Annotated in this window: 23 protein-coding genes; 8 read left to right on the top strand and 15 right to left on the bottom strand. The window is 58.7% G+C overall.

Translation table 11 applies throughout. The annotated features are described in order from the left end of the window. Nucleotides 1–216 precede the first annotated feature (216 nt). From VCA57_RS19090 to VCA57_RS19075, 4 genes are read right to left on the bottom strand one after another with little or no spacing between them, the layout of a single operon-like run. Nucleotides 217–786, bottom strand: coding sequence for a histidine phosphatase family protein (locus tag VCA57_RS19090; protein ID WP_411186645.1), 570 nt, complete (start codon nt 784–786; stop codon nt 217–219). After that, complete coding sequence (locus VCA57_RS19085) at nt 783–1829, bottom strand: class I fructose-bisphosphate aldolase (RefSeq protein WP_411186644.1); 1047 nt, start codon at nt 1827–1829, stop codon at nt 783–785. The genes VCA57_RS19090 and VCA57_RS19085 overlap by 4 nt, the downstream gene beginning before the upstream one ends. Continuing rightward, complete coding sequence (locus VCA57_RS19080) at nt 1826–2032, bottom strand: hypothetical protein (protein WP_411186643.1); 207 nt, start codon at nt 2030–2032, stop codon at nt 1826–1828. Before VCA57_RS19080 ends, VCA57_RS19085 begins: the two co-directional genes overlap by 4 nt. Beyond that, nucleotides 2019–4400, bottom strand: a complete 2382-nt coding sequence (locus tag VCA57_RS19075) for a phosphoketolase (protein WP_411186642.1) — start codon at nt 4398–4400, stop codon at nt 2019–2021. The genes VCA57_RS19080 and VCA57_RS19075 overlap by 14 nt, the downstream gene beginning before the upstream one ends. Nucleotides 4401–4703: 303 nt before the next feature. On the opposite strand from VCA57_RS19075, the gene VCA57_RS19070 reads away from it, so the two are divergent. The 3 genes from VCA57_RS19070 (at nt 4704) to VCA57_RS19060 (ending at nt 6945) form a co-directional block, all read left to right on the top strand. Further along, nucleotides 4704–5447, top strand: a complete 744-nt coding sequence (locus VCA57_RS19070) for a PRC-barrel domain-containing protein (protein ID WP_411186641.1) — start codon at nt 4704–4706, stop codon at nt 5445–5447. A 191-nt stretch (nt 5448–5638) separates the two neighbouring features. Then, nucleotides 5639–6229, top strand: coding sequence for a hypothetical protein (locus VCA57_RS19065; RefSeq protein ID WP_411186640.1), 591 nt, complete (start codon nt 5639–5641; stop codon nt 6227–6229). A gap of 29 nt (nt 6230–6258) precedes the next feature. Continuing rightward, entirely contained in the window at nt 6259–6945 is a 687-nt protein-coding gene (locus VCA57_RS19060; protein WP_411186639.1) for a helix-turn-helix domain-containing protein, read from the top strand. Here the strand turns inward: VCA57_RS19060 and VCA57_RS19055 are convergent. After that, nucleotides 6930–7823, bottom strand: a complete 894-nt coding sequence (locus tag VCA57_RS19055; RefSeq protein WP_411186638.1) for a sterol desaturase family protein — start codon at nt 7821–7823, stop codon at nt 6930–6932. The two genes, VCA57_RS19060 and VCA57_RS19055, sit on opposite strands and share 16 nt — an antisense overlap. 194 nt (nt 7824–8017) lie before the next feature. On the opposite strand from VCA57_RS19055, the gene VCA57_RS19050 reads away from it, so the two are divergent. After that, nucleotides 8018–8314, top strand: coding sequence for a transketolase-like TK C-terminal-containing protein (locus VCA57_RS19050; protein WP_411186637.1), 297 nt, complete (start codon nt 8018–8020; stop codon nt 8312–8314). A gap of 194 nt (nt 8315–8508) precedes the next feature. Here VCA57_RS19050 and sixA read toward each other — a convergent pair whose 3' ends face one another. Genes sixA through VCA57_RS19035 form a run of 3 tightly spaced genes read right to left on the bottom strand, consistent with a single transcriptional unit; the run spans nt 8509 to nt 10400 of the window. After that, entirely contained in the window at nt 8509–8973 is a 465-nt protein-coding gene (sixA, locus tag VCA57_RS19045) for a phosphohistidine phosphatase SixA (protein ID WP_411186636.1), read from the bottom strand. 25 nt (nt 8974–8998) lie between these two features. After that, on the bottom strand, nt 8999–9346 hold the full coding sequence (locus VCA57_RS19040; protein ID WP_411186635.1) for a DUF4389 domain-containing protein: 348 nt from the start codon (nt 9344–9346) through the stop codon (nt 8999–9001). 31 nt (nt 9347–9377) lie between these two features. Beyond that, nucleotides 9378–10400 carry an NAD(P)H-dependent glycerol-3-phosphate dehydrogenase gene (locus VCA57_RS19035; RefSeq protein ID WP_411186634.1) on the bottom strand — a complete coding sequence of 341 codons (1023 nt, stop codon included), beginning with the start codon at nt 10398–10400 and terminating at the stop codon, nt 9378–9380. A 249-nt stretch (nt 10401–10649) separates the two neighbouring features. On the opposite strand from VCA57_RS19035, the gene VCA57_RS19030 reads away from it, so the two are divergent. The 3 genes from VCA57_RS19030 to fabB all read left to right on the top strand — a co-directional run bounded on the left by VCA57_RS19030 (nt 10650) and on the right by fabB (nt 14495). Next, entirely contained in the window at nt 10650–12557 is a 1908-nt protein-coding gene (locus VCA57_RS19030) for a response regulator (RefSeq protein ID WP_411186633.1), read from the top strand. A gap of 189 nt (nt 12558–12746) precedes the next feature. Further along, nucleotides 12747–13262, top strand: a complete 516-nt coding sequence (gene fabA, locus VCA57_RS19025) for a 3-hydroxyacyl-[acyl-carrier-protein] dehydratase FabA (protein ID WP_411186632.1) — start codon at nt 12747–12749, stop codon at nt 13260–13262. Between the two features lie 12 nt (nt 13263–13274). After that, complete coding sequence (fabB, locus tag VCA57_RS19020; protein WP_411186631.1) at nt 13275–14495, top strand: beta-ketoacyl-ACP synthase I; 1221 nt, start codon at nt 13275–13277, stop codon at nt 14493–14495. 65 nt (nt 14496–14560) lie between these two features. On the opposite strand, the gene VCA57_RS19015 is transcribed toward fabB, so the two are convergent. Then, nucleotides 14561–15208 (bottom strand): hypothetical protein, encoded by a 648-nt coding sequence (locus tag VCA57_RS19015; protein ID WP_411186630.1) that lies wholly within the window; start codon nt 15206–15208, stop codon nt 14561–14563. A 173-nt stretch (nt 15209–15381) separates the two neighbouring features. On the opposite strand from VCA57_RS19015, the gene VCA57_RS19010 reads away from it, so the two are divergent. After that, entirely contained in the window at nt 15382–16167 is a 786-nt protein-coding gene (locus tag VCA57_RS19010) for a TSUP family transporter (protein WP_411186629.1), read from the top strand. On the opposite strand, the gene nudC is transcribed toward VCA57_RS19010, so the two are convergent. The 6 genes from nudC to rnhA form a co-directional block, all read right to left on the bottom strand. Beyond that, entirely contained in the window at nt 16135–16962 is an 828-nt protein-coding gene (gene nudC / locus VCA57_RS19005; protein ID WP_411186628.1) for an NAD(+) diphosphatase, read from the bottom strand. The two genes, VCA57_RS19010 and nudC, sit on opposite strands and share 33 nt — an antisense overlap. A gap of 2 nt (nt 16963–16964) precedes the next feature. Then, on the bottom strand, nt 16965–18644 hold the full coding sequence (locus VCA57_RS19000; protein WP_411186627.1) for a ferrous iron transporter B: 1680 nt from the start codon (nt 18642–18644) through the stop codon (nt 16965–16967). A gap of 50 nt (nt 18645–18694) precedes the next feature. Continuing rightward, entirely contained in the window at nt 18695–19507 is an 813-nt protein-coding gene (locus VCA57_RS18995; protein WP_411186626.1) for a crotonase/enoyl-CoA hydratase family protein, read from the bottom strand. Nucleotides 19508–19711: 204 nt separating this feature from the next. Then, complete coding sequence (locus VCA57_RS18990) at nt 19712–21970, bottom strand: Orn/Lys/Arg decarboxylase N-terminal domain-containing protein (protein ID WP_411186625.1); 2259 nt, start codon at nt 21968–21970, stop codon at nt 19712–19714. A gap of 170 nt (nt 21971–22140) precedes the next feature. Further along, on the bottom strand, nt 22141–22884 hold the full coding sequence (gene dnaQ / locus VCA57_RS18985; protein WP_411186624.1) for a DNA polymerase III subunit epsilon: 744 nt from the start codon (nt 22882–22884) through the stop codon (nt 22141–22143). Then, complete coding sequence (gene rnhA, locus VCA57_RS18980) at nt 22877–23329, bottom strand: ribonuclease HI (RefSeq protein ID WP_411186623.1); 453 nt, start codon at nt 23327–23329, stop codon at nt 22877–22879. The genes dnaQ and rnhA overlap by 8 nt, the downstream gene beginning before the upstream one ends. Between the last annotated feature and the right edge of the window lie 23 nt (nt 23330–23352).

The raw sequence follows: 23352 nt of genomic DNA, 5'->3' as shown, positions 1-23352 counted from the left end.
CTGGGCGCTTGCTGCGCCTCTGATCAAAAAGTGCGCAATTCTAGCGGCAGACTTCAGCCATTGCCACCACTACTAAGGGACTTTTAAGCCATGGATGAGGGAATCTCAGACCGATGGATGTGCCGCTGCTGCGGCGCGCCATAAGGCAGCCCGATAACCAGGATTAGCGACACACGAAAACCCTGACAGCGTCATCAGGCGGGGTTGATCACCCTGTCAGTTCTGGTTCCACAGCTCAATCATGCGCCTGTCGCCATGCGTGGCGTCGATACCGAGCTGGCTCAGCGAGGCCGGGTTCAGGGCAAAGTGCTGGCCTTCGACAAGGTCCAGGCCGATCCAGCGAGCGGCCAGTGCGGCGCTGAATTGGCCGTGGGAGAACAGCGCTACCGTGCCTTGCATCCTGCACAGACGGGCGATAAGTCGGTCGGCTCGCGCACTGACCACACTTGGCGATTCACCACCGGGGCAGCCGTCGCGCCAAATGTCCCAGCCCGGATTATCTCGGCGAATATCCATGGTAAGCCGGCCTTCGTAGTCACCGTAATCCCATTCCGCCAGGTCGAGTTCGATCACGCTCCCGCCATAACTGCCGGCGAGTGAGCAGGTCTGTTGTGCGCGCAGGCGTGGGCTGACCAACACCTGCGAGAAGGCCAACGCTTGCAAGCGCGGAGCCAGTGCACGTGCTTGATCTTCGCCGTGGGCGGTCAGCGCGAGGTCGGTCACGCCGGTGTGCTGACCCGTCAGTGACCAGGCGGTTTCACCGTGGCGAATCAAGCAGACATTCATGCCAAAGCGCCTGCAGTTTCCAGCGCGGGGCGATATGTACCGCGCAGCGCAGCGGCATTGCAGCGCGCGCGGTGCAACAACGCGGTTTGGGCGATAACGCGGTTGCCATCATCACCCGCCCACGCCGCTAAAGCAGGCTGTTGCAGCGCGCGCCCGAACGAGAAAGTCAGCGGCCAGGGCAAGGCCGCTGCGGGTGCTACCAGCGCACTCTTGTGCAGGTGCATGGCATTCAGCCGCGCCGTTGCCAGCTCTGCTGGCTGACCACCAGACAGAAACGCGATACCCGCCACGGCGGCCGGTACGCTACGCCGCAAGCAACTCAGCGTGGCCTCGGCCACCTCGTCGAGAGACACAGGCGTGGCGCAATCCTCGCCGGACAGCAGCATATTCGGCTTGAGAATCATGCTCTCCAGCACAACGCCTTGCTGGTGAAGCTGCTCGAAGACCTGGTGCAGCACCTCGGCCGTGACCTCGCTGCAGCGCGCCAACGCATGCCCACCCGCCATCAGCACTTCGGGCTCGACGATGGGCACCAGCCCAGCTTCCTGACATAACGCGGCATAGCGGGCCAAGGCGTGTGCATTGACCTGAATGCAGGCACGGCTGGGCAAGCCGCTGTCGATGCTCAGCACTGCTCGCCATTTGGCGAAGCGGACGCCCTGCGCGGCATAGCGCTGCAGACGTTCGCGCAAGCCGTCCAGCCCTTCAGTAACCCGTTCGTCAGGATGCCCCGCGAGCGCCTTGGCGCCGCGGTCCAGCTTGATCCCGACGAGGATGCCTGCCGTACTCAGCACTTCGATAAACGACCTGCCGTCGTCGCTGTTCTGTTGCAAGGTTTCGTCGAACAGGATCGCACCGCTGACAAACTCGGCCAGCCCCGGTGCCGTCACCAGCAGTTGCCGGTAGCGCCGCCGGGCCTCCTCGGTCGGGGCAATCGCCAACTCGGCAAAACGTCGATTGCAGGTGCCGATGCTTTCATCCATCGCCAGTAAGCCCTTGCCCGGCGCCATTAGCGCCTGGGCAGTGGCAATCAGGGGATTCATATTGGCGCAGCCGTAGGCGACGCTTGTTCAACGCGATCCAGCGCCTGGCGGATAGCCGTGATGATCAGCGCGACGGCCAGTGGCTCGTTGATCTCCGGTACATCCCATTCGGCGATGGCCAGGTACTTATCCACCAACTGCTGCACATCAGCGTCCAGTTGTTCACGGTGGGCTTGCAGCTCCAGCTGTTCAAGTTGCGACATGGCTATCTCCGGTTTTCCAGCGCCAGTTGCGAATTTCCGGCATGTCTTGGCCGTGTTCACGGATGTAACGGCTGTGTTCAACCAGCTTGGCCGCGAGCTTTGCCTGCAAAGCAACGCCTGCCGCGCCGGTTTGTGGCAGGCGGTCGATGCTGTCCATCACCAGATGAAAGCGGTCCAGCTCATTTAGCACGGTCATGTCGAAGGGTGTGGTGATCGTGCCCTCCTCCTTGTAACCACGCACATGGAAGTTGCCGTGGTTTGTGCGCCGGTAGGTCAGCCGGTGAATCAGCCAGGGGTAGGCGTGAAAGGCAAAGATCACTGGTTTGTCACGGCTGAACAGCGCGTCGAAGTCGGCATCCGCCAGGCCATGCGGGTGCTCGCTGGGTGGCTGCAGCCGCATCAGGTCGACGACGTTGACCACGCGGATGCGCAGCGCCGGCAGCTCTTCGCGCAGGATTGCAACGGCAGCCATGGCCTCCAGTGTCGGCACGTCGCCGCAGCAGGCCATCACCAGATCAGGCTCTTCGTCAGCCTGCACATTGCCGGCCCAGCTCCAACTGCCGATGCCGGCGGCGCAATGGGCCACGGCAGCTTCCATCGTCAGCCATTGCGGGGCCGGATGCTTACCGGCCACCACCACGTTGACGTAATGCCGGCTGCGCAAGCAGTGATCCATCACCGACAGCAGGCAATTGGCGTCAGGCGGCAGGTAAACGCGCACAACCGAGGCTTTCTTATTGACCACATGGTCGATAAAGCCAGGGTCTTGATGGGTGAAGCCGTTGTGGTCCTGACGCCAAACATGCGAGGCCAGCAGGTAGTTCAGCGAAGCAATCTTCGGTCGCCAGGGCAGCTCGGCGCTGACCTTCAGCCATTTGGCATGCTGGTTGAACATCGAGTCGACGATGTGGATGAACGCTTCATAGCAATTGAACAGGCCGTGGCGACCCGTGAGCAAATAACCCTCCAGCCAGCCCTCGCACTGGTGCTCGCTAAGCATTTCCAGCACTCGGCCCTGCGCAGCCAGCCACTGGTCGCCGGGTGCGGTGGCGGCTTGCCACTGGCGGTTGGTTACTTCAAACACCGCCGCCAGGCCGTTGGAAACGGTCTCGTCTGGGCCAAAGATACGGAAGTTGCGCTCAGGCTCGTTGAGCAGGGCCACATCGCGCAGGAAAGGCCCGAGCACCCGCGTGTCACCGATCCCCGGCGTGCCCGGTACAGGCACCTGCGTGGCGTACTCACGGTAGTCGGGCATGCGCAAGTCTTGCAGTAACAAGCCGCCGTTGGCGTGCGGGTTAGCCCCCATACGCCGCTGCCCGCTTGGTGCCAGCGCCGCCAACTCGGCGCGCAGTGCGCCGTTGTCATCAAACAGCTCTTCAGGTCGATAGCTGCGCAGCCAGTCCTCCAGCAGTTGCAAGTGGCCCGGATGCTCGGCGGGATGCAGGGGCACCTGGTGCGAGCGAAAGTTACCTTCGCAGGGTTGCCCGTCCACCTCCTTCGGCCCGGTCCAGCCTTTGGGCGAATTGAGCACGATCATCGGCCAGCGCGGGCGTTCGCTTTGGCCATGCTCACGCGCCTGGCGCTGAAAGCCCTTGATCGCCTGCACCGCCCGCTCCAGCGCAGCCGCCATCAATACATGCATAGCCTCAGGTTCGTGGCCTTCAACGAAGATCGGCGTCCAGCCGCAGCCGTGCAGAAACGGCTCCAGCTCCTCGTGGCTGATGCGCGCCAGCACTGTCGGGTTGGCGATTTTGTAGCCGTTAAGGTGCAGGATCGGCAGCACCGCGCCGTCGGTGGCCGGGTCCAAAAACTTGTTGGAATGCCAGGCGGTGGCCAGCGGCCCGGTCTCTGCCTCGCCATCGCCGATGACGCAAGCGACGATCAGCTCGGGGTTATCAAACACCGCGCCGAATGAATGGCTGAGCGAATAACCCAGCTCACCGCCTTCGTGGATCGAACCTGGGCATTCGGGCGAGGCATGGCTGGGAATGCCGCCGGGGAACGAGAACTGCCGAAACAGCTTCTTCAGCCCGGCTTCGTCACGGCTGATGTCGGGATAGACCTCGCTGTAAGTGCCCTCAAGGTAGGTGTTGCCGACCACCGCCGGGCCACCATGGCCGGGGCCTGAGACGTAGATCATGTCCAGATCATGGGCCTTGATCACGCGGTTCAAGTGCGCGTAGATAAAGTTCTGCCCCGGCGTCGTACCCCAGTGCCCAAGCAGCATGGGTTTGACGTCGGCCAGGGTCAGCGCACGTTTGAGCAGCGGGTTGTCCCACAGGAAAATCTGCCCTACCGATAGGTAGTTGGCAGCGCGCCAATAGGCGTCCAGGCGTTGCAGCGGGTCGTTATAGCGTTCATTAGTCATCGGCTAACACTGGACTCAAGTAACGCCCATGTCTGTTCGCCAACGCACATCTAAGACCGCACCTAGTGCACCACAACAGGCTCAAGTTGGCGGCATTCAGCGCACAGTTGTCAGCCGCTCGGTGCTGTCGTGCCGGCCTGGGCAATCGCAGTGTGTGCGGCAACGAACAGACGTCAGCGCCTGCCGGCCAGCACATTGTTTGCTCATTGCCGGTGGCTGCACGTCGCCCACCGCTGCTTCCATCCACGGCCCACGGCATCCTGTTGATGCACGGTGGACGCCATCCCGCAAGGACGACTCGCCATGCTGCACAGCCAGAAAGACATCGAGAAATGCGCTATCGGCGCGACCGACGGTGATATTGGCCAGGTGAAAGACCTCTACTTCGACGATCACGCCTGGGCCATTCGCTACTTCATCGTCGACACCGGAACCTGGCTGTCAGGCCGTAAAGTGTTGATCTCGCCCATCGCCATCGAACGCCTTGATTGGTCCGCGCACAAACTGCAGGTCGCGATTACCCAAGAGCAAGTTGAACACAGCCCCATCATCGACACCGACAAACCCGTGTCGCGCCAGCACGAAATGCTCTACCTGGGTTATTACGGCTACCCCACGTACTGGGACGGCATCGGCATGTGGGGCAATGGCATGCTGCCAATGGGTCTGTACCCTGGCTACGCCGAGCTCCCAGGTGGTAACGCCGCACGAGACGAGAACATCGAACAAAACGCCAGAGCGGAGCAGGCAAGTCATCACGACGACGACCCGCATCTGCGCAGCTGCAAGGCCGTCATCGGTTACCACATCCGTGCCAGCGATGGTGAAGTGGGCCATGTTGACGGTTTTCTGATTGATGACCAGAGCTGGGCCATCCGCTACCTCGTGGTCAATACCAGCAACTGGTGGATCGGCCATCAAGTGCTGATCACCCCGGAACAAATCAGCGGCGTGCACTGGCCAGACCGTACCGTGACCGTTGACCTAAGCCGTGAGGCGGTAAAGGCAGCGCCGGCGTATGACGCGCTAGTTGAGCTAAACCCATAACGCGAAACGCCAGCTCTTTGGTTGACAGTCTCGACGATCAAGCGCCTGCCTTTGGCAGGCGCTGGTGATGCTGCAACCCACTCAAAAAGTGGATAAAAAGGTGTCCGCATGAATGCTGCGCAACCCCTTCAGCAACTCGACCAGGGCCTCTGGCTGGGCGACATCACGCGCACACTGGCACTCGCTCACCCATGAGCGCGACCAGCGTTTGCAGCACGCGGCCTGCCTGGCAAGCGTTGCTCAGCCACCATGCGCAAATAGGCAACACGCACCTGCGCGAGCTGTTCGCTGCCGACCCCGAACGCGGTACGCGCTGCACGGTCAGCGCCGCCGGGCTCTACCTTGACTACTCGAAGAACCGCATCAACCAGCAGACCTTGACGTTACTAACGGCGCTAGCCCGCGACTGCGGCCTGCTGGAGCGCCGCGCGGCGATGTTCCGCGGTGAGCTGATCAACACCAGCGAACAGCGCGCTGTGCTGCATACCGCCCTGCGCGCACCGGCTAGCGAACACCTGTGGCTGGAGGGCGTCGAGGTCATCGCCCAGGTGCAGGCAGTGCTGGCGCGGATGGCCAGCTTCAGCGAGCAGGTGCGCAGCGGCACGTGGCGTGGCCATAGCGGCAAGCCGATCCGCCACGTGATCAACATCGGCATCGGCGGTTCCGACCTTGGCCCGGTGATGGCCTACGAAGCGCTGCGGCATTACAGCCAGCGTGACCTCGATATTAAATTCGTCGTCAACCGCTGGTTTTGCTCACGCGTACAGCCTCAAGCCAGCTAGCAACTAAACGCAAGACCGCAGGAGGAACCGTGTACAACTCGGACAAGTGGAACGGCACACTGGTGCTGGGGGCACACTTTGCGTTGCTGCAGGGTCATGCCGCTGCCACCACAGTGCATGCCCATTATGCTCACCAGGTTCTGTTAGCCAGCGAAGGCGACTGGGTGATTGAAGTCGAGTCAGGCATCCAGCGTGGCCCACGACTACTACTGCCGTCATTCCAGCAGCATGCGGTATTGGCTGCTCCCGACCAAGGCTGCACCTTGTGGCTGGAGCCCAGCCACATAAGCGTGCAGCAGTTGCAGACTCGGTTGCCTGATCTGCCAATCGACCCACAGGCCCTGCCATCAAGCCTGTACCATTTGATCGCCAGCGCGCCACTCGACCGCCGCCTACAGGCCGCACTCGCCGAACTGGATGCACGTCTACCAGAGCGCATAACAGCGGCGGGTATCGCCGGTGCTGCACACTTTTCCGAAAGCCAAATGCACCGCCGCTTCAGGCAGGATCTGTCGGTCTCACTGCGCGGTTTGGTGTTATGGCGTCGACTGCGTGAAGCCTTGGTTCTGGTCATCGATGGCCATACGCTAACGGCCAGCGCACACAGCGCTGGCTTCGCCGACTTGGCGCACTTCTCGCGCAGCCTGCGGCGCATGTTTGGCGTGCGTGCCGAACATCTGTCCGGGCTGCAACTGCAGCACTACGTCGAAGGTTGACGCAGCCCTGGCGGCAATGGCGGAGCCTCGCCATGCGGCAAGTCACAGAATGGCGCTAGCAATTGCCCCACGTAATCCACCGGATAGTCCGGCTGACTGCCAATGCCCAGGTCCTGCACCCGCATGCGGTAACTCGGTGCATCGAACGCCGTACCAAGCAGATGATCCCAGACAGTTAGAAACAGCCCGAAGTTGACGTCACCTGCCTGGCCGTAGCGCATATGGTGGAAACGATGCCGCGGTGCCCATGCCATCAGTTTACCCAGCCAGCCCAACCGCATATCGACGTTGGAGTGCTGTAGCAATAGTTGGATCGCGATGGCGAATGCCAGCACTGCAGCCACTGGATACGGCATGCCCAATAGCAACAGCGGCAGCACACCGCCCATCGCCTCCAAGGTCTGATGCAGAGGATGCTTCATCAATCCGTTCAAACCATACATGCGGGTCACACTGTGATGCACCGCATGTAGCCGCCATAACCATGACCAACGATGACTGGCATAGTGCACCAAGGTAATACCGAGGTCCGCAGCAACAATAGCCAGCAATAGCTGCCAGCCAACCCCCCACTGTTGCGGCCACAGTTGCCATGGCACCCAGGCTGCGAGCAGCGGAATAACGCCAATTGCCAGCAAATTAAGCGTTTCATTGACCAGGACATGCACACCATCGCGTCCAGCATCGTCCTGACCTTGATTGAACGCCTCGTCGTACGGCCAAAGCTGCTCCATTACGAACGACATGGCAATCGCTAGCACCAGTCCAAGCAACAACCACAACGCCGATCCCTGACGATACCCCACCCACCAAGCCGCCACGCTCACGAACCCGAGCAGGAATACCGGTGCATATACCCACAACCACCATCGTTTCATCGACCAACTCCTTTTAAAGAGAAGCCATAGTCGCGGCGTATAAAGGCCCTGAATTGAACAAACCGCGCATCCTGTCGTTTCCGCCTCGACAGCTTCGCCGGCGATGGTCACCTCGATCTGTTGCTAATAGCCGGCGACAGCGAAGTGGCTTTGTGTATCGTCGCCTATGAGCAACTGACGCAGGAGACCTTAAGGTGCGCGTGGTCTACATGCCGTTGTGGGAGCTGTTCGAGCTGCAAAAAGAGCTCTACCACGAGCAGGTGCTGCCTGAAGCGGCGTTGGATTGGGAGCGCTATGTCGGTCGCCACGGCGAGATAATCGTCATGCGCAGCTTCGGCCTATCGGCTCCGGGCAGGCGGTGCAAGCGCATTTCGGCTTCGACGTCGCTCATGTGCTGGCAGCAGCCCACCGCCAACTTGTCAGGCATGGCCAAGCTGTTTAGCCAATCGTCTCGCAAATCGTGCTCAACGCACTGGAAGGGATGCAACTGAGCTACCCAGAAGTCAGCGCCGCACGCCGGCAAGAGCTGAAGAGAATTCGTAAGCAGCTGGCCAAGTGACTCCACACCGCTCTACCTCTAGCATTGCCTCACCATCGCTGCGCACGGTCTTACGCTGCCGGTAAGGCGCGCGTAGCCCATGCGCAGCAGCTACATCACGACGGTGTAGAGAGCCTGATAAAGCAATTAAAAACGTGTTGGATGCTCATACACCGACAACTCCATCAGGCCGGCAAGTAGGTCATCCCCCTCCAGTAGCGCCAGGCTGGCGGTATTCATTGGCAGTGGCTGTTGCCGATGACCATACAGTAACAGGCCCGCCAAGTTTCCCACTAGCGGCTGATGGGTCACCAGCAGCAGGTCATCAACCGAGTAGGCCGCCAACTCGCGCAGCGTATGGCGCAGATCACTTTCCGGTGTCAGCCAAGATACGGTTACGCGGCTACCGCTAAACGCCAGTTCCTTACAAAGCAGGTCAGCGGTTTGCTGGGCACGCACATAGGGGCTGACCAACACTGTTTGCAACGCTTGCCCTTGCAGGTGCGCAGCGGCTTCGCGGACTTGCCGCCGGCCATGTTCAGTCAGGTTGCGCTGAGCGTCGCTGCGCGCGTTCGGTTCAGCTTCGCCATGACGCAACAGCCACAGTTTCACCACCTTGCTGCCTCAACTCGACACGTCACAATTTAGGCTCTTCGTCACGCACCGGATGAGCGGCCGGCGGAATGCTATGCGGGGTTTCGCCCTGTGGGGCTTGTGGCGTTGGCCAGTCAGCGAACGGCCAGGGTTTTTCATCTGTATTGAAGGTGCCAAACCGACCGATCTGCGCCAAAAACTGGCTCAGGCTATCGCCAAAACTCAGCAACCCCGCATTCGGTTCACCGTAAAACAAGCGATAACCCAGTTGCAGCAGTACTACTGCACCTAGGAGTATTTCCGCCAACTGCCAAACAATGGTGAAAATCACCATCCAGAGAATGCGCAGCAGAATCGATTCACGCTCAAGCGTTTGCTTACCATCACTCATGTTGATCTCCTTGCAGGTCTTAAAGGCAAACTCAGAAACCCGTAGTCGGGATAAAGTCGACGTCCGTCTTTGGCTCTGCATTCATCAGGAGACCTATCACCTGATCCAGCGTACGCCCCTCAAAGACGATCGCATGCAAGCCCGCCACCAGCGGCATGTAGACCTCTAGCTCTTCAGCTTTAGCTTTTAACACTTTAATCGTGTTGACCCCTTCGGCCACCTCACCTAAGCGCTCAACTGCAGCCTCTAAACCCAAGCCTTCACCCAAGGCAAAACCAACCTGGTAGTTACGGCTTTTCGCGGATGAGCAGGTGACGATGAGGTCACCAACCCCGGCAAGGCCGAGAAACGTCATGGGGTTGGCACCCAGCTTCACAGCAAATCGGGTCATTTCCGCGAGAGCACGGGTAATCAGCATGCTCTTGGTGTTTTCGCCCATGCCCATCGCCGCAGCCATGCCGGCGATGATGGCGTACACATTTTTCAGCGCCCCGCCCAGTTCGACACCAAAACGGTCGCCGCTGGCATAAACGCGGAAGGTACGGCCATGCAATGCGGCCTGCACCTGCTCGCAGAGGTCTTCGTCCTCACTGGCGACCACCGAAGCGGTCAAGGCATGCTCGGCCACTTCACGCGCCAGGTTAGGCCCAGATAACACACCGATGCGCGCCTGTGGAGCAATGTCCTCAAGAATCTGGCTCATTAACAGAAAGCTTTTCGCCTCAATGCCCTTGGTCGTGCTCACCAGCAATTTGCCACTGAGCTGCTGTGCTACCGGTTGCAAGACTTGGCGCAGCGCACTGGAGGGCAGTGCGACGAAAATCAGCTGACAGGCGTTTAAGGTCGCGGCCAAGTCAGTAATAGGCTCAACACCTAGGTGGATCTTGATGCCTTTCAGATAACGCGGGTTCTCACGTGTCAGCCGAATAGCCTGAGCCTGCTCCGGGTCGCGCATCCAGTGCAGGACACGCTGGCCATTCTCGGCCAGCAAATTGGCAATCGCAGTGCCGAAGCTACCGCCGCCAAGCACAGCAATAGGGTGCTGATCAGTCATAAAGCATCCGTGGTAAACCATTGAAAGTGGCGAATCGCTCGCATTATACGGCGCTACCACCGCGCAGCCAGTTTTAGCAGGCTTACTGGCGATGGCAAAGCCCGGCAGCTCGGTTAACATGCTGGTTTTCTTATGCAAACAAGGTTGTGCTGTGATCGACAGCCCCAAAGCCATGCCTCACCCAGCTAACCTGATGCGTTACTGCCTCAGGCAAACAGCTCAGCCCACACGCTGTGGCGGTGCGCACCGATGATCCTGCGCCGTGGCTGGAATATCCATACCCGCACCCAGTTGATCAGTGTCGGCCCTGCCCTGTTGCTGACCCTACTGCTTACCGGCTTTTTCACCTTTGCGCGTTTGCAGGATCTGCGTCAAGAACTCAACCACTACGGCCAACTGATCGCCAATCAGCTAGCGCCAGCCAGTACCTACGGGGTGATTTCCGGTAATCTCGGGGTCCTCGACGCGCTGTTACAGGCCACACTGGAAACCCCGCATGTGCGCTTTCTGGAAGTACGCGACCATGCCGGCAAGATACTCGTCTATGTCGAGCAAACACCCGGAAACAGCCATGCCAGCAGCCAAGTTGAGGTATTTCAGGCACCGATCCAGCGCCCTAACATTACCCTGCCCCTCCCGATAGAAATGCCCAAAGCAGGTGAGTACCTGGGTTATGTCGTAGTCGGCATGTCCAACGATGCCTTTAATACTCGCCAGCAGGAAATCCTCTTCAAAGCGGCCCTGCTCGCCCTATTCGCGCTAGGCCTGACCTTTTTTGTCGCTCGCCGCCTGGCCAGCCATCTGTCCCAACCGCTGAGCGCCATGGGCCAGGCGGTTAGCGCTATTCAGGCCGGGAATTACCGGACCACGCTGCCCGAAGTCGGCGACGGTGAGCTGCAAGCCTTGGCGCGGCACATCAACAACTTGGCCAAAGGCCTGGCCAGCGCCAGTGACGAGCAGCAGCGGGCCATGAAACTGCTAATTCAAGCCAGAGAACAGTCTGAGCTGGCCAACCGTGCCAAGTCGGACTTCCTTGCCATGATGAGCCACGAACTGCGTACACCGATGAACGGTGTACTGGGCATGTTGCAGTTACTGGAAACGACAGAGATGACGCCTGAACAGGCGGAATATGCCGCGTTGGCCGCCGAATCCACCGAGCACTTGCTCAAGGTGATCAACGATATTCTCGACTTCTCGCGTATCGAGCGCGGTGCACTGGAGCTGGAACGCATTCCGTTCAACCTTCTGGATTTGCTGCAAAGTTCGCTGCAGGTATTCCAGCACAGCGCCCAGCAACGTGGCCTGCAACTCGAACTGGAGACCCAGGACGGCCTGGAGCAGTTGCAGGTACAAGGCGACCCGACACGTATCCGACAAATTCTGGTCAACCTGATCGGCAACGCCCTGAAGTTTACCGAAAACGGCAGCATCCGCGTACACAGCACCTGGCAAGCACTGGACAATCAAGTGCTGTGGTTTAGTTGTGCGGTGCACGACAGCGGTATTGGCATTTCACAGGAACGCCTAGAGCACATGTTCGATGCTTTCCAACAGGCCGACACTTCTATTTCAAGACGTTACGGCGGTACCGGGCTAGGTCTTCCCATCGCGCGCACTCTGGCTGAGCGCATGGGCGGCACTCTGCGCGCAGTCAGCCAAGAGGGACAGGGATCAATTTTCACTCTGGGAATACCACTACCGTTTTCCCAGCAACCCCCAGAGTTTGCTAGCAACTCCCTGACACCAACCGATAACGGCGATGGCCAGCTAGTTTTGCTGGTCGAAGATAATCCGGTCAACCAAACGGTAATTGAAGCCATGCTGCGTAGCCTGGGCTATCGGGTCAGCCTGGTCGGCGACGGAGCGCAAGCCGTGCATCAGGTTACTCAGCAACCTTACGCCGCTATTCTGATGGACTGCCGCCTACCGATCATGGATGGCTACGAGGCCACCCGGCAGATCCGCCAACTGCCGAATTACGCCGATCTACCGATCATTGCCTTAACCGCCAACGCCCTGCAGGGCGACCGCGAAGCTTGCCTGGAAGCAGGCATGAATGACTATTTAGCTAAGCCCTTCAAACGGGCCGATTTGCAGCGCATATTGCAACGCTGGCTAGCCCCTAAACCTTCTACGGGTAGTCAAGACGCGTGAACTGCTGCAGGCTATTCGTATGGGCGCTATGACAGGCCAGCAAGAGCGGAGTACAACTGTACTCACAAGGCTGTGACTTTCACCACAACGCAACAGTCTATGACTAGGCTGTTGGCAGGCGCAGAAGCTGCGCCGCCAGCCAGGACGATTCGCCCAGCCTTGGCGCATGGGACATATTGAGGAGCTCGCATGACCAAACAAAACGCCTTCACCCGGGAAGAACTGCTCGCTTGCGGTCGCGGCGAACTATTCGGCCCAGGTAATGCGCAACTGCCCGCGCCGAACATGCTGATGATCGATCGCATCACGCACATCAGCGAAACCGGCGGCAAGTACGGCAAGGGCGAAATAGTCGCCGAGCTCGATATCACTCCAGACCTGTGGTTCTTCGCCTGCCATTTCGAAGGCGACCCAGTAATGCCTGGCTGCCTGGGCCTTGATGCTATGTGGCAGTTGGTGGGTTTTCACCTCGGCTGGCAGGGCAACCCTGGCCGAGGCCGCGCCCTGGGCTCTGGTGACGTTAAGTTCTTCGGCCAGGTCCTACCGACCGCCAAGAAAGTCACCTACAACATTCAGATCAAACGCACCATCGCCCGCTCCCTGGTCCTGGCTATTGCTGATGGCACCGTCAGCGTTGATGGCCGTGAGATTTATAGCGCCGAAGGCCTGCGTGTTGGCCTGTTTACTTCTACCGACAGTTTCTAAAGGACTTTCTGTATGCGTCGCGTCGTGATTACTGGTCTGGGCATTGTTTCTTGCCTGGGCAATGACAAAGAAACCGTCTCTGCCAGCCTGCGTAATAGCAAGGCTGGCATCCGTTTCAATCCAGCCTATGCCGAGCATGGCCTGCGCAGCCAGGTCTCCGGCTCGATTGATCTAAACCTGGAAGAGCTGATTGATCGTAAGATCTTCCGCTTCATGGGCGACGCAGCAGCTTTTGCCTACTTGTCGATGGAGAAAGCAATCGTCGACTCCGGCCTGACGCATGAGCAGGTTTCCAATCCGCGCACTGGCCTGATTGCAGGCTCCGGCGGCGCGTCCACGCTGAACCAGATGGAAGCCATCGACACGCTTCGTGAGAAAGGCGTCAAGCGCATTGGCCCGTACCGCGTAACCCGCACCATGGGGAGCACTGTATCGGCTTGCCTGGCCACGCCGTTCCAGATCAAAGGCGTGAACTTCTCCATTTCCTCGGCCTGCGCCACCAGCGCACATTGCATTGGCCAGGCGATGGAACAGATCCAGCTGGGCAAACAAGATATCGTCTTTGCCGGTGGCGGTGAGGAAGAGCACTGGAGCCAGAGCTGCTTGTTCGACGCGATGGGCGCCCTCTCCACCCAGTACAACGAAACCCCAGAGAAAGCCTCCCGCGCATACGACGCCAAGCGTGACGGTTTCGTTATCGCCGGCGGCGGCGGCATGGTAGTGGTTGAAGAACTGGAGCACGCCCTCGCGCGTGGTGCCAAGATTTATGCCGAAATCGTCGGCTATGGCGCTACCAGTGACGGTTACGACATGGTCGCCCCAAGCGGTGAAGGTGCAGTGCGCTGCATGCAACAAGCACTAGCCACCGTTGATACACCGATCGATTACCTGAACACCCACGGCACCTCGACACCGGTTGGCGATGTTGCAGAAATGCGTGGTGTACGTGAAGTATTCGGCAGCAAGGCACCAGCCATCAGCTCCACCAAGAGCCTGTCTGGTCACTCCTTGGGTGCTGCAGGCGTACAAGAAGCGATCTACTGCTTGTTGATGATGGAAGGCAACTTCATTGCTGGTTCAGCAAACATCGACGAACTGGACCCGGAAGTCGCAGACATGCCGATCCAGCGCACCACAGTTGAAAACGCCAAGCTCGACACCGTGATGAGCAATAGCTTCGGTTTCGGCGGCACCAATGCGACATTGGTACTCAAGCGCTGGTCGGAGAAGTAACCGAGAGCGTGTTTGCAGTACAAAAAAGGCCACCTACTTAGGTGGCCTTTTTTCTAAGTGCTGATTTATTGCCAATCTTTCAGTGCCTGCTTGGCCGCCTGGTTCATCGGTTCGGCCAGCAAGCCTGCTGACGTTAAGCTAATGCTGTAGACCGCCTCATCAGCAAGCGGTAGGTAATTCACGCGACGAGCCAGCGGGTCGAAGATGAACAAGTCATGCTGCCCGAGCCGAAGCCAGCGCCACAAATCAATGCCATAAGGGCTGCTCGCCAACTCGACACGGGTGTGCTGAGCCAGGCTCTGCTGTTCGATGGAGAGGAAGCGCCCTGACAGTTTTTCCAGGCGATAACCTGATTGCAGGCCAATCAACTCGGCTAACCCCTTCCATTGCAGAAAGCGCGCATCCAGTTGCCAGAGATCACCTTCCATGGTCAGCGTACGCTCTCGCCCCCCCTCAAGCACAGTCACACGATAGAGCGGACCGTCAGCCTTGAAGCTCAAGGTAGCCAGTGGCTTACCTACAGTGATCGGTGTGTAGCTGTGCAGGTCATATGCCACCACTCCAACCAGCGTCGCCAAGGCGAGAAATGCCAGCCCACAGGTACCGCGCAACCAACCGAGAAACCACTGCCGATTGAACAGGATGCGCGCCGCAACAAAAGCCGTCAGTAATGCCAGCAATGCTGTTGCCCATGCCAATCCGCCATATTGCATCGCCTTGCATTCCTTATGCAGTGAATTGCCGGCATTATGCGCAGCTACCTGGCTTACGAACAGCCGGAGTACCGCACAATTAGACGCAGCGCGTGTTTTTATGGACAGCCAATCGTGGCGATCGCCCATCAGAGCCGCGTTCAGCAACGCTTAACCTTCTCCCGGAAATTTTCATGGCTTTCCCGTTTGAAATTGGCATCGAACTATCAACCCTGGCGATTCTGGCTCTAGTTGCCTTCATTGCTGGTTTTATCGATGCCATTGCCGGCGGCGGCGGCTTGCTGACCATCCCCGCACTGCTCACCGCCGGCCTGCCACCCCATCTAGCGCTAGGCACCAATAAACTCAGTTCGACATTCGGTTCGGCTGCCGCCAGTTACACCTTTTATCGGCGCAAACTGTTTGATCCCAGCCAATGGCGCAATGCCCTGATCGGCACAGCAGTAGGTGCCCTACTCGGCGCGGCCATGGCGCAATGGCTACCGTCGGAATGGTTGAACCAGCTGCTTCCTGCTGTGGTATTTGCCTGCGGTCTCTACCTACTGCTTGGTAAAACCCCAGCAGCACCTCTGCTCGTCGACGCCCCAATCGCCAAGGGCAGGCAGTGGCCACAAAGCTTGAGTTTAGGCTTCTATGATGGCGTCGCAGGCCCTGGCACCGGAGCCTTCTGGACGGTCAGCAGCCTGCTGCTCTATCCGCTGGATCTGGTTAAGGCCAGCGGCGTGGCGCGCAGCATGAACTTCGTCAGCAACGCTTGCGCTCTCAGCGTGTTTATTTTCAGCGGGCAAGTGGCCTGGTTGCTAGGCCTGTGCATGGGATTGGCACTGATGATCGGCGCGTTTCTCGGCGCACGCACCGCGATCAAGGGTGGCTCGAAATTTATCCGCCCGGTATTCATCCTGGTGGTTCTAGCCTTGACTGTACGCCTAGCCTGGCAGCACTGGTTCGGGCTGACCTAGGCGGCGCGCGACGTAGACATCAATCAGGTAACGAGCAATCGAGCGTGCAGCCGGCAAGGGTGGCAAATCATGCACGCTGAACCACTGGGCATCTTCAATTTCGTCGACCTGCATGACGATATCGCCCGACGCGTATTGCGCATGAAAGCCCAGCATTAACGAGTGCGGAAATGGCCAACCTTGGCTGCCCAAATACTGCAGGTTCTTAATCTCAACCCCGACCTCTTCGCGCACTTCGCGCGCCACGCAATGCTCAAGCGACTCACCCACTTCGACAAAACCAGCCAAGGTGCTGTACACCCCGGAGACGAAACGCGGCGAGCGCGCCAAGAGAATCTCATCGCCGCGCGTAACCAACACAATCATGCTCGGCGATAGACGTGGATAGTGCTGCAGCTCGCAGCGCAAACAATGCATCGCTCGCTCACCGGCGACATGCTGCATCGCCCCACCGCAACTACCGCAGAACCGATGTTGACTGGCCCAGGTACCGATCTGCGCGGCATTGCTAAGCATATTGAAGGTGTCAGCGTCGCCTTGCAGCATGAACTGACGCAGACTCTGCCAACTGCATCCTGGCATATCGAACGGCTGCGCCAACTCCAGCAGGTAAACCGCATCACCGTCAAAATGACCTAAGCCATGTTCTGCGACGATAAGCAGATCCTGCTTCTTCAACCATTCACGGGGAAACAGCACACCGTTGCTGTCCGCCAGAAAGTGCTGCTTGCAGTGTGCGACAACCCAGCCGCCAGGCTGCTGAGTATCGAGTACGAGCGGTTGCCAACGCTGCATGTTCAAACCTCCAGCGGCATGCCCAACGCCCGCACGCTCTCTGCAGCGAGATCAAGTACGCTGGGTTTAGTTTCCGGTCGCATTACTGCGCCCGCTTCCAGGTAGTACTCAAGGCTACTCAGGGCATCGGCGAGAGTTTCCAGCATCTGCTCAGACGGCATCTGGGGAGCGTCGAACATCTGCTGCTGGATGTAATCGGCACAAGCGCCGACCAACAACGCCGCGCGCTCCTGATCAAGGAACCACAATCCGCCGCGCACAGCCTGCAAGCTGAACGGCACATTGGAGAGGTGCATGCGATCACCTGCAGACTCCAGATAGGCGGTAATTGCCCGCTTGGCCAGCGCCAGACCAGCCTGGGCCTCATCCACCACGACAATACGTGCCTCGTTGAGCTGGTGCAGAGCAAAGGACTCAGCCTCATTACCTGGCGACACCGGCGCAGATCGGGCCTCGCGCCTTTCACCACGTTCCAAGCTAGCTACCATGCCTTCAACGTACAGCACCGCATCCGCCAGTTTGTGCAATTCCTGAGGCTGCGGAGCGCTTTCTTCACTCCAACTGGAAACCGTTTGCAGCTGGGCAGCCAGCGAGTTGCCAGCCGAGCTCAGGCCCACCATGCCGAGGGTTTTACTGAGTTTGCCAAGCACGGCATGCAGGCTATTGAGACTATCGCTCTGCAGGGTGCCACGCTCGATCAGGTCAAGCATGTCCTTCACGCTGTTCAGTTCTTCACGAATTGCCGAACTCAGTGAGCGCATAACCGCCTGCCCTGGCCCGGCCAAACGCTGGTATTCCTCTTCCAGCAGATGATCGGTAAACGGCAGCGGCATCAAGCCGAACACCTCACTCAAGGCCGTCGCCAGTGGTCCGCGAGTGTCAGCCAGCGCAACCAGATAGAGCAATTCCTTAAGCAAGTTGCGCGGCGCTTCGTATTGACCGTTGGCGAGCATCTGCTTGATCTCGCGATCAATCCGCGAGAACAGCTGCTTACGCGACTTGCGCGCCAGCAACTGACCATCCACCTGCGCCTCAGCCGCCGCTGCGCCAACCCAGCACAGCCGACCGCGCGGTTCATTGGCAAACAAACCGTCAAGGCGCGCCAGCGCACGCCCCATCAACTTGAGGCTGGCTTGCGGGTTCTGCTCTCGAATAAAGCCCAGCAGACCGACCTGATACATATGGCGTAAGCGGCGGGATTCACTTTCCCGCACGGCACCATCAATCGCAGCAGGCGCCGAGCGAGGGCGTGCATGGTCAAGACGCACGCTAAAAAAGAAACTTTCTGGTAACGCAGGCTGGCCGCCTGCCTGACGTAAGTCGTTGATCGCCGGCAGCAGTAACTCCGGCATTTCCTGACGATGGGCTTCAACGCTTTCCAAGTAACGACGTAGCACATGCAAGGCATTGCTTAGGGCAGAAAGCTGCACATCACGCTCTTCGCCAGCACCTGCAGGAATATCGGTGGCTTGATCCAGCACTTCCTGTGCCAGTAACTCAGCACCAGCCAGCTCGATCAGATTCAGCGTGCCGCGCACCTGATGCAGGCTTTCTACTGCCTGCTGTAGCAAGCTGCCGTTATTGCGCTCAGCAATAAACTGTTCAAGGCTCGACTCCGCCTCTTCCATGGTAGTGAACAGTTCATCGCGCACCAGATTAAGCGACGTGGCTCCAGAAACCATGAGCTATTGCGCCTCCCGCATGGGTGGTGAAAACAAGTGGAAGGACTGCATCAGTCGGCAAACTCCGGCTTTTGCTTGCTCATGTGTGCGGCCATGGCCACACGCAAATCCGCAGATTGCAGCATGGCGGCGTTCCAGGTGGCGATGTACTCCAAGCCATCGTCGACACGATGATCACGCATATAACGGATCATTTCCTTGGTGCCACGGATGGCTACCGGAGATTTGCTGACGATCTCACGCGCAATGACCATTACCCCATCGAGCAAGGCATCGGCATCAGCATAGGTGCGGTTGACCAAGCCAATGCTGCGCGCCTCCTCACCATCAATGGCGCGGCCAGTAAAAGCCAACTCGCGCATCATGCCGTCACCGATGATGCGCGGCAGACGCTGCAGAGTGCCAACGTCGGCGGCCATGCCGATGTCGATTTCCTTGATTGAGAATTGTGCATCGACTGTCGAATAACGCATATCGCAAGCCGAGATCAAATCAATAGCACCGCCCAGGCAATAGCCCTGAATGGCCGCCAGTACCGGCTTGCGGCAGTTGTCCACGGCGTTGAAAGAGGCTTGTAGCTCGAGAATCTTGCGTCGCAGTTTTTCGGCATTACGGCCGACATCTGGGCCTAGCTGGCTACCGACTGACGCCAGCATCATCAAATCGATGCCTGAAGAAAAATGCTTGCCCGCACCCGAGATCACCACCGCCCGCACTTCATCGGTGTTGTCGATCCAGCGGAAGATATCAATGATCTCGCGCCAAAAGTCCGCGTTCATCGCATTAACTTTTTCCGGGCGATTGATCACCACATGGGCGATCTTATCTGCCAACGCGACATTAAAGGCTTTGTAGTCGGACACGGCAGCCATCCTCAGGCAAGGGCGCAAGCGCAGATGTAGATTTTCTTATGCTAAAAATCGAGCAACTATAACAACCAACCGACAAATGTCGATGCTGGCCACTGTGACGCACAACACGCCATCAAAGTTAAGCTCAACTTTTATCTATCCGCGATAAGCGCTTGATCTACTGAGGTAACCCCTAATAGCCGTCTATATCGAGCATCAGAGCTTGAGACAGTCAACCGTGTAGAGACCATCCTCGCGCTGCAGGCCGTGTACATCAGCATCAAACCCCGGAAAGCTGCGATCAAAAGCACGAGCAAAAGCCAGGTAATCGATGATCGAACGCGTCTGCGCGGTAAACCGCTCGCCGGGCATGATCAACGGAATACCTGGCGGGTAAGGCACCAGCATCACCGCGGCGATACGGCCTTCCAATTGCTCAATCGGCACGGCCTCTACCTCGCCACGGACCAGTTGGTTGTAAGCATCAGCAGGTTTAATCGCCACTTCAGGCAAGACCGTGTACATACGTTTGAGGGCTTTAGCCGTGGCGTTTTCGCGGTAGCAGGCATGCAAAGCGTCGCACAGATCACGCAGCCCCATGCCTTGGTAAAACGCTTTGCCTGCCTGAGCAATCGAGGGCAATACATCGCTCAACGGCAGGTTAGCGTCATAGCTGCGCTTGAACTCCAGTAGTTCAGTGAGCAGCGTGCTCCACTTGCCCTTGGTAATGCCCATGGAGAACAGCACCAAGAAGGAGTAAAGCCCGGTTTTCTCCACCACCAATCCGCGCTCCCAGAGGAACTTGCTGACCACCGCCGCCGGAATACCGCGCTCGTCAAGCTTGCCATCGGCGGTCAGCCCTGGCGTCACCAGGGTCACCTTAATCGGATCAAGCAGTACGTAATCTTCGGCGACATCACCAAAGCCATGCCAATCAGCTTGCGGTTGTAGCAGCCAATCAGCGGTCACCACATCATCGGCACCTTCGGCCTTAGCCGGCTGCCAGATACTGAACCACCAATCATCAGCGCCGAGATTCTGCCGCAGGTTAGCCAGCGCACGACGGAAGCTCAGCGCTTCATCAAAGGTTTCCTGAATCAGCGAGCGCCCGGCAGGACCCTCCATCATCGCCGAAGCCACATCGAGGGAGGCAATGATGCCGTACTGAGGCGAAGTGGAGATGTGCATCATGAACGCTTCGTTGAAACGATCCCGGTCCAGTTGGCGCACGCCGCCATCCTGCACGTGAATCATCGAAGCCTGGCTGAATGCCGCCAGCAGCTTGTGCGTAGAGTGCGTGGTAAATACCAACGGCGCGGCTTCGGTGCGCGCAGTGCCCATGCCATAACGCCCGGCATAGAACTCATGGAATGCCGCATAGGCGTACCAGGCCTCGTCGAAGTGCAGCACCTCGACGCTGTTGCCCAGGGTTTGCTTGATCAATTCGGCGTTGTAGCACAGGCCGTCGTAGGTCGAGTTGGTCACCACCACCAGTTTGACCATCGCCCCGCTGCTGCTCGGCACACGACCGCGCGCCAGAGGACTAGCATCGATCTTCGCCTGGATCGACTCACGGCTGAATTCGCTCAGCGGAATAGGCCCGATAATCCCCAACTCGTTGCGTTCCGGGCACAGGTAGAGCGGGATCGCTCCGGTCATGATGATCGAATGCAGGATCGACTTGTGGCAGTTGCGATCCACCAACACCAGGTCATCACGACCGACCATGCTGTGCCAGACGATCTTGTTCGCAGTTGAAGTACCGTTGATCACGAAATACGTGTGATCGGCACCAAAGTTACGCGCCGCACGGGCTTCCGCCTCGGCCAGCGGGCCAGTGTGATCGAGCAACGAGCCCAGTTCCGGCACCGATACCGAAAGGTCTGAACGCAGGGTGTTCTCACCGAAAAACTGGTGAAACGCCTGACCCACCGGGCTTTTACGGTAAGCGACACCGCCGCCATGACCCGGAGTGTGCCAAGAGTAGTTGGACTGCGCGGTGTGTTGCACCAGTGCCTTGAAGAACGGCGGCAGCAGGCAATCCAGATAATTGCGCGCGGCACGCGCAACCTGGCGAGCAAGGAACGGCACGGTGTCTTCAAATAGGTAGAGGATGCCACGCAGTTGATTGAGGTCGATCATGGCCTCAGCCGGTGCATTCTCGATGGTTACCTGCTCGCCGATAGCAAAGATCGGCAATTGCGGCGCACGACGGCGGGCAATACGGATCAACTCGAGCATATCCTGCAGCAGGGTCTTGTCCTCCCCAGCCCCCTCGGCGGCAACCAGAATGCAAGCTAGGCCGTGATGAGTGGAGGCGACAATACGCCCCTCGGCGGAACTGGCCGTCGACAGAATGCTAAAACCGTCCTGCTCCAGCTCTTGTGCGATGGCACGCACCCTATCACCCGCCACGGTATCGGCCTTGATATCGCGGTGCACGATCAGAACGGGAAACTTGAGGTCTTTATACATTGTGACGCCCCTGAAGAGTGGCAAGCCCGAGCCTGCCTATCGCCTCAGGGTAGAGGCTCGCCCTGCTGGGCGTAACCCCCTCTGCGTGACGCTGTACGAAAAGGTCGCGAGTGGATAATTCATGGATGGCTGTTGCCGCCCGCAGGCAAGCGGCAACAGCCAAGCCGTTATCACGCGTCGGCTTTGGGCTGCTCTAGCTGGACCCAAAGTGGTGGCGCGCCGGCGGACTTCTCGATAATGGCCAAGCGCACCAGATGAGCATCCAGCTCCTCATTGCTGGCACGGATCACTCGCGTAGGCGTGCGATCGGCGGGCAAGCGGCGAATTGCGCTCGGTTGCTGGCGACCATTGCTATCGCCTTCGGAACCGTCGCCGGCCAGGGACAGGTTGGTCTGCCCACCGGTCATGGTCAGGTAGACGTCAGCGAGAATCTCAGCATCGAGCAACGCGCCGTGCAGATCACGACCGGAGTTGTCGACGCCATAACGCTTGCACAGCGCATCGAGGCTGTTGCGCTGCCCTGGATGGCGCTCGCGAGCCATCATCAGGGTGTCGAGGACCGAGCAGTAGTCGCTGACTTCTGCCCGATCATTTTGCTTTAACAGGGCAAATTCGTTGGCAATAAAGCCGATATCGAACGCTGCGTTGTGGATGATCAGCTGCGCGCCCTTGATGAACTCGAAGAACTCATCAGCAACATCCTTGAAACGCGGCTTATCCTTCAGGTACTCATCGGTAATACCGTGGACGGCGATTGCGCCTTCGTCGATCTCACGATCCGGCTGCAGGTAAACATGAAAATGCCGGCCCGTCAGGCGCCGACCAATCAGCTCAACACAACCGATTTCGATGATCCGATGGCCGTCAGCCACCGGCATACCCGTAGTCTCAGTATCCAGCACCACACTACGCATGCTTCAGCCCTCTCACTTCATCAACACCGCGATTGGCCAGTTGGTCCGCGCGCTCGTTGCCCGGATGGCCGGTGTGGCCCCGCACCCACTGCCAGGTGACGTTATGCCGATTGACCTGCTCATCGAGCTGCTGCCAAAGGTCGGCATTCTTCACTGGCTGCTTGGCGGCGGTTTTCCAGCCACGCTTCTTCCAGTTTGGCATCCAGTCCTGAATGCCCTGCATCACATACTGCGAGTCGGTAACCAGGCGTACATCGCACGCGCGTTTTAACTCTGCCAGGGCGCGGATAGCGGCAGTCATTTCCATGCGGTTATTGGTTGTATCGGCCTCTCCGCCCCACAACTCTTTCTCCACGCCTTTGAAGATCATCAACGCGCCCCAACCACCTACGCCAGGATTGCCCTTGCAGGCACCGTCGGTGTAGATCTCGACCTGTTCACTCATGTATCTGCAATCTCTCGCTCAAT

The sequence above is a fragment of the Pseudomonas sp. genome (assembly GCF_046581935.1).
Classification (GTDB): Bacteria; Pseudomonadota; Gammaproteobacteria; order Pseudomonadales; family Pseudomonadaceae; genus Aquipseudomonas.
This window is presented reverse-complemented; position numbering and strand designations above follow the sequence as displayed.

Bases quoted from the DNA above. Each gene is read 5' to 3' on its own strand.
- VCA57_RS19090 (WP_411186645.1), bottom strand. From the start codon at position 786: ATGAATGTCTGCTTGATTCGCCACGGTGAAACCGCCTGGTCACTGACG.
- VCA57_RS19085 (WP_411186644.1), bottom strand. From the start codon at position 1,829: ATGAATCCCCTGATTGCCACTGCCCAGGCGCTAATGGCGCCGGGCAAG.
- VCA57_RS19080 (WP_411186643.1), bottom strand. From the start codon at position 2,032: ATGTCGCAACTTGAACAGCTGGAGCTGCAAGCCCACCGTGAACAACTG.
- VCA57_RS19075 (WP_411186642.1), bottom strand. From the start codon at position 4,400: ATGACTAATGAACGCTATAACGACCCGCTGCAACGCCTGGACGCCTAT.
- VCA57_RS19070 (WP_411186641.1), top strand. From the start codon at position 4,704: ATGCTGCACAGCCAGAAAGACATCGAGAAATGCGCTATCGGCGCGACC.
- VCA57_RS19065 (WP_411186640.1), top strand. From the start codon at position 5,639: ATGAGCGCGACCAGCGTTTGCAGCACGCGGCCTGCCTGGCAAGCGTTG.
- VCA57_RS19055 (WP_411186638.1), bottom strand. From the start codon at position 7,823: ATGAAACGATGGTGGTTGTGGGTATATGCACCGGTATTCCTGCTCGGG.
- VCA57_RS19040 (WP_411186635.1), bottom strand. From the start codon at position 9,346: ATGAGTGATGGTAAGCAAACGCTTGAGCGTGAATCGATTCTGCTGCGC.
- VCA57_RS19035 (WP_411186634.1), bottom strand. From the start codon at position 10,400: ATGACTGATCAGCACCCTATTGCTGTGCTTGGCGGCGGTAGCTTCGGC.
- VCA57_RS19030 (WP_411186633.1), top strand. From the start codon at position 10,650: ATGATCCTGCGCCGTGGCTGGAATATCCATACCCGCACCCAGTTGATC.
- fabA (WP_411186632.1), top strand. From the start codon at position 12,747: ATGACCAAACAAAACGCCTTCACCCGGGAAGAACTGCTCGCTTGCGGT.
- fabB (WP_411186631.1), top strand. From the start codon at position 13,275: ATGCGTCGCGTCGTGATTACTGGTCTGGGCATTGTTTCTTGCCTGGGC.
- VCA57_RS19015 (WP_411186630.1), bottom strand. From the start codon at position 15,208: ATGCAATATGGCGGATTGGCATGGGCAACAGCATTGCTGGCATTACTG.
- VCA57_RS19010 (WP_411186629.1), top strand. From the start codon at position 15,382: ATGGCTTTCCCGTTTGAAATTGGCATCGAACTATCAACCCTGGCGATT.
- nudC (WP_411186628.1), bottom strand. From the start codon at position 16,962: ATGCAGCGTTGGCAACCGCTCGTACTCGATACTCAGCAGCCTGGCGGC.
- VCA57_RS19000 (WP_411186627.1), bottom strand. From the start codon at position 18,644: ATGGTTTCTGGAGCCACGTCGCTTAATCTGGTGCGCGATGAACTGTTC.
- VCA57_RS18990 (WP_411186625.1), bottom strand. From the start codon at position 21,970: ATGTATAAAGACCTCAAGTTTCCCGTTCTGATCGTGCACCGCGATATC.
- dnaQ (WP_411186624.1), bottom strand. From the start codon at position 22,884: ATGCGTAGTGTGGTGCTGGATACTGAGACTACGGGTATGCCGGTGGCT.
- rnhA (WP_411186623.1), bottom strand. From the start codon at position 23,329: ATGAGTGAACAGGTCGAGATCTACACCGACGGTGCCTGCAAGGGCAAT.